Genomic DNA, 10,516 nt, shown 5'->3' on the forward strand with positions numbered 1-10,516 from the left:
TTTTATACATAATAAAAAAGCTGGTTCAATAATCAACCAGCTTTTTTTATTTATTGCACTTATAGAATTATAAATATCTGTCGCCTTTTTTCTTTTTCACTTCTGCTAAAAATTCTTTTACCTGTTGCTCTTTTTCTTTTTTGCAGATTAACAATACGTCTTTGGTATCTACTACTATAAAATCTTCAAGGCCCTGCAGTACCAGTAATTTATTTTCTTCTGATGATATCATTGTGTTTTGCACATCAAAAGCTATAACATGCTCGCCCGTTATGGCATTGCCTTTTTTATCTTTTTCAAGGTTAGTGTAAGCGCTGTTCCAGGTGCCAAGGTCGCTCCAGCCGAAGTCTGCAGGAATAACATATACATTTTCGGCTTTTTCCATAATTGCATAGTCAATGGAAATACTTACACATAAAGGATAAATGCGCTGAAGTGCATTCTTTTCTTCAGGTGTATTAAAATTTTCCTTTTCTGTTGCAAACAATTCATACATCTCCGGCTGAAACTGTTCAAACGCAGCTAAAACATCTTTAGCTGTCCATATAAAAATGCCGGCATTCCATAAAAAGTCACCGCTGGCTAAAAATGTTTGAGCCAATTCAATATCCGGCTTTTCGGTAAATGTTTTTACTTCATACACATTTTCATCCTGCACAGTACCGAGGTCGTATTGTATATAGCCATACCCAGTATTTGGATAGGTTGGCTTTATACCCAGTGTTACAAGTGCATTATTATTTTTGGCAAACTTTAAAGCCTGCAGGCTTAGTTTTTTAAAGACATTAACGTCAATAACCAGGTGGTCGCTTGGCGCAACAATAAGTGAAGCTTCGGGGTCTTCCTGCAAAAGCTTGGAAGCAATATAAGCAACACAGGGAGCCGTATTTTTCCTGCTGGGTTCTGCCAATATGTTTTCAGGATTTAACTGCGGTAATTGCTCTTTAACAATATCCACATACTCGTCTGAAGTTATTATATAAATATTTTCAGGTTTAATAAAAGAAGCATACCGGTTATAGGCAGATTGAATAAGTGTTTCGCCTGTGCCAAGAATATCTAAAAACTGTTTTGGAAAAGAAGCACGGCTTTTAGGCCAAAACCTTGTACCTAAACCGCCGGCTAAAATAGCTACGTAATTATGTTTGTTCATTGCGGGGCTAAAATATTAAATTATTCCTTCACGAATAAGGTCGTGCAAATGTATAAAACCGAGATAAGAATCCTGTTCATCCACAACTATTAATTGTGTAATGCTGTTACTGTTCATTTTTTCAAGCGCTTCCACAGCAAGCGCTGTATTCAATATGGTTTTCGGGTTTGCCTTTGAAATCTCAGATGCTTTTAAATGTTTTACATCATCTGTCTTTTCAAATAATCTTCTTATATCGCCGTCTGTTATAATGCCCGTTATTTTTTTATTATCGTTTAAAACAACCGTTGCGCCAAGCCTGCCATCTGAAATGGAAAAGATCACATCTTTAAATAACACATCTTCTTTAACGGAAGGGCTTCCATTCATTTTATAAATATCATTCACCCTTAAATAAAGCCTTTTACCCAAATTACCACCCGGATGAAATTTTGCAAAATCATTACTGTCAAAACCATTTAACTGCATAAGGCAAACAGCCAGTGCATCGCCCATAACCATTTGCGCCGTTGTGCTGCTTGTGGGCGCAAGATTATTGGGACAGGCTTCTTTACTCACCGTTGTATTTAAAAAGATATCAGCATGCTGCGCAAGAAAAGAAACATTATTGCCGGCAATGGCAATTATAATGTTACCAGCGTTCTTAATTAAGGGAACAAGCACTTTTATTTCATCGCTTTCGCCGCTTTTGCTCAGTATGATAACAACATCTTTCTCCTGTATCATTCCCAGGTCGCCATGAATGGCATCCGCGGCGTGCATGAATAAAGAAGGCGTTCCGGTAGAGTTTAATGTGGCTACAATTTTTTGGGCAACGATGGCGCTTTTGCCTATGCCTGTAATAACCACCCTGCCGCTTGCATGACGGATAGCATTCACTGCTTTATCAAAAGAATCATCTATAAAGTTTTTAAGGTTGGCAATAGCATTCGCCTCCTGTTCTATAGTATAAAGTGCAGAACTTTGTGCGCTTGTTTTCATAACCGGCAAAAGTACATTCTTGTTTTATAGTGATATAAATACCCGCAAACAACTTTAACGAATTAAGCATTAACAAAAACTTATTATAACTTATTTTTGTTTCTACCATCTGAAAGAACTACCAGAGCAGCCCGTTTTTGAGCGGGCAGATTTTGGCAAATCGATTGGAATTTGTACCTTAAGAGTTTTATTAGAGCTCCCGTTTAAAAAAAAGAGAGACGGAAATTTGTGAACAATGGCAAAGAAATCACTTGCAAAAGAGTCAACTGAAGTTTTGACTGAGAAAAAGAATACTGCAAAAAAAACAGTTTCTGGAAAAACCAAAAAAAATCCAAACAGCAACCACGACATTTACGCTGCATTACAACATCATTTTGGGTTTGAACAATTTAAACAGGCACAGGAAGAAGCCATAAACAGCCTCCTCAGCGGCCGCGATACATTCGTAATAATGCCCACAGGCGGCGGCAAAAGTTTATGCTATCAATTACCGGCCATGATGCTTGATGGCTGTGCCATAGTGGTAAGCCCGCTTATCGCTTTAATGAAAAACCAGGTGGACCTGGTAAGAGGCTATAACGAAAACGATACTGTTGCACACTTTCTAAATTCTTCGCTCAATAAAGGGCAGATAAAAGAAGTGAAGGACGACCTTACAACCGGCAAAACAAAATTGCTCTATGTGGCGCCCGAAACTTTAACCAAGCAGGAAAACCTTGATTTTTTCCGCGAACTGAAGATCTCCTTTTTCGCTGTTGATGAAGCGCATTGTATTTCAGAATGGGGCCACGATTTCAGGCCTGAATACAGGAGGCTGCGGGAAATGATGGACATCATTAATGAAGAAATCCCTGTTGTTGCATTAACAGCAACGGCAACGCCGAAAGTGCAGAGCGATATTGTAAAAAACCTCGGCCTGCGCAACCCCAACATTTTTATATCGTCTTTTAACCGCCCTAATCTTTATTATGAAATTCAGCCGAAGGTTAAGAAAGAGCAAACGGTAAAATCTATCGTTCGTTTCATTACAAATATGGCGGGCAAAAGCGGCATTATTTATACGCTTAACCGCAAAACCACCGAAGAGCTCGCAGAGGTGTTGGTGGCCAATAATATTAAAGCCGTTGCCTATCATGCCGGCCTCGATTCTAAACTAAGGGCCGAAAGGCAGGATATGTTTTTGAATGAAGATGTGCAGGTAATTGTAGCCACCATTGCTTTTGGGATGGGTATTGATAAACCCGACATAAGGTTTGTTATTCACTTCAACATACCCAAATCAATAGAAAACTATTACCAGGAAACAGGCCGCGCCGGCCGCGACGGGCTGGAAGGAAAATGTATTCTTTATTATTCGCATAAAGATGTGAGCAAGCTGGAACATTTAATGCGCGACAAACCATTAAGCGAACGCGAAGTGGGCGCACAGTTAATAAATGAATCTGTTGCTTATGCCGAAAGTTCTGTGTGCAGAAGAAAGATATTGCTGCATTATTTTGGCGAGGAGAGAGAAGAAGAAAACTGCGGCGCCTGCGATAACTGTCTTCACCCTAAAGAAAAAATAGAAACAAAAGATGAGGTGGTAAAAGCCCTGAAAGTAATTAAGGCGCTTGACGAAAAATTCCCGGCAGAGTATGTGGTGAATATTTTGGTGGGTAAACTAACGCCGCAGGTAATGATGTTTCGCCATGAAAAATTTCCCGAATTTGGTTTGGGTAAAGAAAAAGACGAACACTTCTGGAACAGCCTGCTGCGCCAGATGCTGCTTGGCAACATTATAAGAAAAGATATTGAAGAATACGGCCTGCTTAAGTTTACGGAAGCAGGCGTTAAGTTCATGAAAAAGCCAACTTCATTTAAGATTGTGCTGAACAACCTGTTTGAAGATGCGGATGAAGATGATGAAGAAAGCGAAGGCAGCGGCGGCGGTGCGGCAGCAGACCAGCGGCTGTTTGAAATGCTGAAAGAACTGCGCCATGAAGAAGGCAAGAAGAAAAAGCTTCCGCCGTTTGTTATTTTCCTCGAAAGCTCGCTGCAGGATATGGCAACCATGTACCCCACCACTTTGGCCGAACTTGAAAAATGCCAGGGCGTAAGTAAAGGCAAGGCATTAAAATTCGGGAGGCCGTTTGTGGACCTTATAGCAAGGTATGTGGAAGAAAACGATGTGGAAAAGCCCGATGATTTTGTAATGAAATCTGTGGTAAATAAAAACAGCAATAAAATTTATATTATTCAGAACATAGATAAAAAGATACCGCTGGCCACCATTGCCCGCAATAAAGATTTAAGGCTGGATGGCTTGCTGGAAGAAATGGAAACCATTGTGGCAAGCGGCACCCGGCTTAACCTTGATTATGCCATTGATGATATGAACCTGGATGATGATGATAAAGATGAAATAATAGATTATTTTAAAAACTGCCAGGATTCATCATTACAGGTGGCGCAGGAAGAATTATCAGACAGCGGTTATAACTGGGAGCAATTAAAAATTATGCGAATTAAGTTTTTAAGTGAATTTGGAAACTGATGGTAACACAATTGTGAGTGGTGAATGGTCAGTTGTGAGTGTTAGAAGCAAGACGTCTGTATTTTACGCACATCTCACTATTCACCACTCACAAATCCAACACTAAATATTTTCATTCTTTGTGCAGAAGCCTGTGGTTTTAAAACGCAGGCTTCTGTTTTTATGATATCATATTATAAACATAAATTAGTGCATCGGTGTAATTATATGGAACACAGCTTATTTAAAGTTTTTCTTCTATTCTTGTTTTCTGCCTGTGCCGGCAATGCTTCAGATGATAAAACAAATCCCTCTTTACCTTCCTTCACAGACAGTTCATTAACAATAACAAAAGACACTTTGAAAATTACTTATGATACTATCTTATATCCCTTTTTAGATTCTTCATACAACCTTGCACTTCATGTGTTTAACACAAAGAGTTATAATGAAAAAGAAAGCAATTCGACTATAACATTCAACCACACCCGTAATAACAAAACAGAAATGTTATTTCAGGATTCTGTTTATTGCATGAGTGCCCTTATTGAATGGAAAGACTTTAATAACGATAATAATAAGGACGTCTTAATTTTTTACTCAACCGGCGCAAGAGCAAATCCAACTTATCATCTTTATTTGGTTGACACAACAGAACATAAACTTACCTATGTAAAAAGGTTTGAGGATTTGCCAAATCCTGAATTTGATTCAAACAATAATATTATTTACAGTTCAGCATTACACGGCGTACGGGTTATTACTTCATTTTATAAGATCAATTCACAAAACCAACTGGTTAATCTTGGGCATTCTATTGACACCGATTTTGGTGACTCGGTGGAGTTTGATAGAGCACTTAAGGAAGTTTTAAAAGAGCAAAGAAAATAGCGAATGCCGGTAAAGCACCCCATGTAACTAAGCAATGTGGCAATTAAAGGACAGTATATTTAGTTTTTTATTTTTCTGATGGAAGTAAAAGACCAGGCAGGGCATTTCTTTTTATCCTTTAAAAAAATTTTCTTCCGGTGATTGTAATTTTTAAAAAAAGCTTTTACTTTATACTTCCATATTGATTTTTTTAACCAGCAGAGCCAGTACAAAAACGATAGCTTAAATTAGAACCAGAACCCGGACTTAAGATTATACCATCAGCATTAAAACATCAATAGGCGAAACTTGCGGAAACATAACCAGGCGTTGCGGGATTGCAACCGGATTGTTGGAAAAGGCACTTCGCAAGAGCTTCACGGAAAAGGGTTTTGTTTAAGCTGTTCTCAAATACTCATGTTGCTTTTAAAAAGGAGTGTCCTCTTTTTAAATTAAACAATATTGCGTTATTTTATAGTGCAAATTTTTTAATCCGTAAAAACTTAATCCGTGGCCGCCCTTACCTACAAGATTGTTTTACACAGAAGTAAAAGCTGCATTCTGGTACAGTTTGAAGTTAACAATGCATGGAACAAAAGAATACAAGCTGTGCCGGGTGCAAAATGGAGCAAAACGCTGAGAGGCTGGACGATACCAGACACGCCTGAAAACCGCAGTAAATGCGGTTTTAAATTGAATGATGTTGTATTGAAAGAACAGGTTGCCCCTCTGCCTGAAAAACCCGTTTCGCCAAAAGTTACCAAAGAAGCCTTATGCCTTATAAGTGAGGAAAACAAACGGGAAATGCAAAAATTTTTAGAACAGCTTACTTTAAAAACCTACAGCCCATCAACCATACGAACATACAGAAACGAATTTGCGCAATTATTACAAGCCCTTCGCCTGCATAATGTGCAGGCTCTGCAGCCTGCGCAACTGCAACGTTATTTGCTGTGGTGTATTAAAAACGGTTTAAAAGAAAACAGTGTACACAGCAGGCTTAATGCACTAAAATTTTATTTTGAGCAGGTGTTGCACCGGGATAAATTCTTTTTTGAAATACCAAGGCCAAAAAAACCAGCACAGTTGCCCAAAATTTTAAATGAAACTGAGCTTAAGAGAATGTTTGCTTCTCTCAACAATATTAAGCATAAGGCTATTTTGTTTACTGCTTACAGTGCAGGTTTAAGAGTAAGTGAAGCTGTGAAACTAAGGATACAGGATATAGACAGCAAACGGATGGAGATTTTTGTACAGCGCGCCAAAGGCAAAAAAGACCGGGTTGTAAATTTAAGTCCGTTGGTGCTTGACGTATTAAGGCAATATATGCTTTTGCAAAAGCCAAGGCCTGTATATTATCTTTTTACAAATCCGGATGGAAGCAGCCCGTATAGTGAAAGAAGCGCCCAGAAAATTTTTCAAATGGCACGGAATGCTGCGGGAATACATAAAGATGTAAGCTTTCATAGCCTGCGGCACAGCTTTGCCACACATTTGCTTGAAAAAGGTATTGATGTGAAGTATATTAAAGAGTTGTTAGGTCATTTTGATATACGCACCACCGAAAGGTATTTACATGTAAGCAAAGAAAAGCTGGTAAATATTGTAAGTCCGCTTGACAGTTTGTATGAAGAAGAAAAGCAGTTGTGGATTACCGACACTAACAATACAAAAAAGCGAAAAGAAGGGCATTGATTTTCAACGCAAATTTTTTTTTTGTGAATGCGTACTATTCGGTAATATTGGTGTTAGCGGCAATGGTAGCGGACACTCTCTAATGAAACAATCATTTCTTATTATATTGACCCTTCTAACTCTTAACTGCTTTGGGACAACCACCAAAGTGACGAGAGTTATTGACGGCGACACCTTTGAAACTGAAACAGGAGAAAAGGTTAGACTTGTTGGTATTAATGCTCCTGAGATAAGAGACATATTTGGCGAAGAAGCAAAGCAACACCTAATTAGTTTAATCGAAAATAAAACTGTTGATTTGGAAGCCGACCATATTTCAAGCGACCGAGACAGATACGGCAGACTTTTACGATATGTAATTTTAAACAATACCGATATAAATAAACAAATGGTTCTTGACGGCTACGCCTTTGCATATTTAAAATATCATTTTGACAAAGAAGAAGAATATAAACAAGCTGAATTATTTTCAAAACAAGAAAACAAAGGCATATGGAATAACCAACAGAGCGAAGCAATTAAAAAAGAACAGGCGAAAAATGATAATAATATTTTCTCTTACTTCACTTTTAAAAATGTTATAGTAACTGCATCGGTGCTTCTATTACTAATTGCTGGAATTTATTACTACTATAAAAAATGATAGCTGCTAATAATAAAGCTTTCAACGAAATTTTTTTGACGGAAATCAGCAAATTTGATAGCCGCAAATACGCTTATGATACTTTCTTTAATTGCGACGAAAAGAGGTTTTCAAAAATTGCAAGACAATACGGAATTCAAAATGGTTCTGGCGCATTAAATTATATGCTCAAAACCTTCTACTCATGGAAAAGTAATCATGTTAGACCAAACGGAAGTTCAAGTTATAACATCGTCGCAAGCACTGCAGCGACTTTTACAATTGAAGAAAAATTTATTGAGGCATATACACAACTTGCAAAACATATAAAACATAGCTTTCCTAAAAAAATTGAACTTAAGGACGTTAATCAAACATTCTCCACAATATTGACAAATATTGAAACTTTTAATCTTGAAAAAACAAGTTATTATTCAAGATACATTTACAAAGGCGACGAATTAGAAAATTATCAAGAGTATGTAAAACGAATTTTTGAGTTTTACACAAAAATGATATTTGAAAATTTAAACAATGACATTCCGTTATTTAAAAAAACCTATACTGATGTAAATACTGCATTTCTTGAAATAAAATTCAATACCTATTTGTATAATATTGAAATAAACATACAAGGAATAGCAAAAAAAATATTTGCAATAAAGAAAGTATTCGACTTGCCACATCCAATTTCTTATGAAGAATTAATTAATGACAACCTCTCAGATTTTTCACTTGAACAAATTACAGAAATTGCAAAAGCTAATAACACAACTAAAATAGATGCTTTCTTAACTGAATTCGAGATTGGAAAAATTGTCGATAAAAAGAAAGAAATTGAAAATTCAAAAAGGAGCGGCAACATTCAATATACTCTCAAAAGTAATAGTGGGATTTTAACTATCAATTTGCGGATTTTATCACCAACAGAAAAACTATTGATTGCTTTAAGAATATTATTATTTATTGCCGCGGCTGCATCGCTTATTTATTACTGCTTCTTTTTTACACAATCATATTTTATCTTTATTGTTGGTCTATTTGTTTCTTCGTTTCTAATATCGCCTATTTATGACAATATTGTAAAACTTTTTAAGGATACTTTTAAATAATAAACAATGGAAGAAAATAACAAACTCCAAAAATTTGACCTCGATGCTCTTCCTGCTTTTTTTAAAGATTTGACGGAGGAACAACAAAAGGCATATTTAGAAAAACTCGCTAATGATAATGCCGATTTAAAAAAGTATGCGAATGAAAAAATAATTGATAGTAAAGTCGCTGAAAGAGATATGGTTACTGACATAGAATTTCTGAAACAGGTTGAGACAGAAGGAAAGGTAATTAAAGTGAAACGAAAGTATAGAACTGGTTCAGGAGAAATGGATATAAACATCAGTGGTGGCGACAAAAAATTTATTATTCCAATATTAGTTGTCATTGGTATAATAATTATTGCAATGCTTTTCATCTTATTTCGATAATGGACATCGAAGGACAAAACCACATGCCGCTAACAAGGGTATTGCCAAAATGCAGGCTGACGTAACGTGTCTTTCGACTTTTTGTTTTTTAATTTAGCAGTAGTTCCAGCTCGACATTATAAATTTAGCTAAGTGCAAACCATCAACTTTAAAATATAAATTTGGCTTCAGTCGCCGGGCTTGACGGAATTCTATTTCCTGCACTTCGGCAATACTTTTCCGTTATGGGCAAGCGTAGAGCGACACGAACCGAACAAAACAGACATTAAGGAAATGGGATTTTTGACAAAATTATTTAGAGACAAGAAAACGAAAAGTGAACCGACACAACCAATGACGACTGAATATTTTATTGACATTGACCCAATATCAAATTCTTTTTCTATAGCATTCAAAGACTTTTATCAAAATCATTTCGTTGACGCATTTGAACTTTCTAGGGGCGATGTAGACACTTACTTTTATGACGCAATGACAACTGAAGAAAAAGAAATTGCGAAAAGACTAATCCGACAAAATTTAAAATTAAGACAAGCTCACCTTTTTAAAGCAGCAGGAATTTTAAAAGATGCTGAAGCTTTACCAATCTTATATGAACAGTTAAACAGCAATTCAGACCTAAGTTGGCGGTTGACAATTGGACAAGCAATTTGGCGACTAAACCGTGATGAAATCTATGGTGACCTTTTAAAACAATTAAAAAAATATCCGTCTGACACAATGAGAGAAGCGCATTTCGACCAAGTAACGGACTTGAAAAATGAAGAAAGTATTGAAATGCTGTTTGATTATTTAAATGACAAAAGTGGACTTGTAAGAACAATGACAATTTCTAAGTTAAATTATATTTTAGCAGGACAATATGAAGAAAAACCAAAGTTTGACAAAGACTATTTTTTGGACAAACAAAACGACAAAGAATTGAAGAGAGAATTACTTGACAAACTAAAAAACATTGACGATTGACAAGAACGCCAGCCCATAACACGGGTTTTGCGTCAGGCGGGTTGACGTGCAAAATTCAACGGCAGTTTTTCAATTGAACTTTAGTAATAATATCGGCTTTTGTGCTTCGATTACCCGTCCGAACGCAAAGCCCGGAAACGTTACATGCAAGCGGCCTGACAGTACGCTGTTCGACAGCTTGTAGTTTTATTCGACTTTTGTTTTTCAATTTTTTTGTTTTATTGCTTGGCTTC

Annotated in this window: 9 protein-coding genes; 7 read left to right on the forward strand and 2 right to left on the reverse strand. The window is 36.7% G+C overall.

Going from position 1 to position 10,516, the window contains the following annotated elements:
* Positions 1 to 67 precede the first annotated feature (67 nt).
* Positions 68 to 1,153 carry a mannose-1-phosphate guanylyltransferase gene (locus BM015_RS10770; RefSeq protein ID WP_090658173.1) on the reverse strand — a complete coding sequence of 362 codons (1,086 nt, stop codon included), beginning with the start codon at positions 1,151 to 1,153 and terminating at the stop codon, positions 68 to 70.
* Positions 1,154 to 1,168: 15 nt separating this feature from the next.
* The gene (locus BM015_RS10775; RefSeq protein WP_090658175.1) at positions 1,169 to 2,134 is read right to left on the reverse strand and encodes a KpsF/GutQ family sugar-phosphate isomerase; all 966 of its coding nucleotides are present in this window, start codon (positions 2,132 to 2,134) and stop codon (positions 1,169 to 1,171) included.
* Between the two features lie 235 nt (positions 2,135 to 2,369).
* Between BM015_RS10775 and recQ the strand changes: the two genes are divergently transcribed.
* The 7 genes from recQ to BM015_RS10810 all read left to right on the forward strand — a co-directional run bounded on the left by recQ (position 2,370) and on the right by BM015_RS10810 (position 10,283).
* Positions 2,370 to 4,667 carry a DNA helicase RecQ gene (recQ, locus tag BM015_RS10780; RefSeq protein ID WP_090658177.1) on the forward strand — a complete coding sequence of 766 codons (2,298 nt, stop codon included), beginning with the start codon at positions 2,370 to 2,372 and terminating at the stop codon, positions 4,665 to 4,667.
* 207 nt (positions 4,668 to 4,874) lie between these two features.
* Positions 4,875 to 5,537 carry an XAC2610-related protein gene (locus BM015_RS10785; RefSeq protein ID WP_090658179.1) on the forward strand — a complete coding sequence of 221 codons (663 nt, stop codon included), beginning with the start codon at positions 4,875 to 4,877 and terminating at the stop codon, positions 5,535 to 5,537.
* Between the two features lie 489 nt (positions 5,538 to 6,026).
* Positions 6,027 to 7,211, forward strand: coding sequence for a tyrosine-type recombinase/integrase (locus BM015_RS10790; protein ID WP_090658181.1), 1,185 nt, complete (start codon positions 6,027 to 6,029; stop codon positions 7,209 to 7,211).
* Entirely contained in the window at positions 7,144 to 7,854 is a 711-nt protein-coding gene (locus BM015_RS10795) for a thermonuclease family protein (protein ID WP_090658183.1), read from the forward strand. The genes BM015_RS10790 and BM015_RS10795 overlap by 68 nt, the downstream gene beginning before the upstream one ends.
* Positions 7,851 to 8,945, forward strand: a complete 1,095-nt coding sequence (locus BM015_RS10800; RefSeq protein WP_090658185.1) for a hypothetical protein — start codon at positions 7,851 to 7,853, stop codon at positions 8,943 to 8,945. The genes BM015_RS10795 and BM015_RS10800 overlap by 4 nt, the downstream gene beginning before the upstream one ends.
* Before the next feature lie 6 nt (positions 8,946 to 8,951).
* Complete coding sequence (locus BM015_RS10805) at positions 8,952 to 9,317, forward strand: hypothetical protein (RefSeq protein ID WP_090658187.1); 366 nt, start codon at positions 8,952 to 8,954, stop codon at positions 9,315 to 9,317.
* A 273-nt stretch (positions 9,318 to 9,590) separates the two neighbouring features.
* A complete protein-coding gene (locus BM015_RS10810; protein ID WP_143075822.1) occupies positions 9,591 to 10,283 on the forward strand; it encodes a HEAT repeat domain-containing protein in 693 nt (230 codons plus the stop codon).
* Positions 10,284 to 10,516 lie beyond the last annotated feature (233 nt).

It is taken from the genome of Parafilimonas terrae (assembly GCF_900115755.1).
GTDB lineage: Bacteria > Bacteroidota > Bacteroidia > Chitinophagales > Chitinophagaceae > Parafilimonas > Parafilimonas terrae.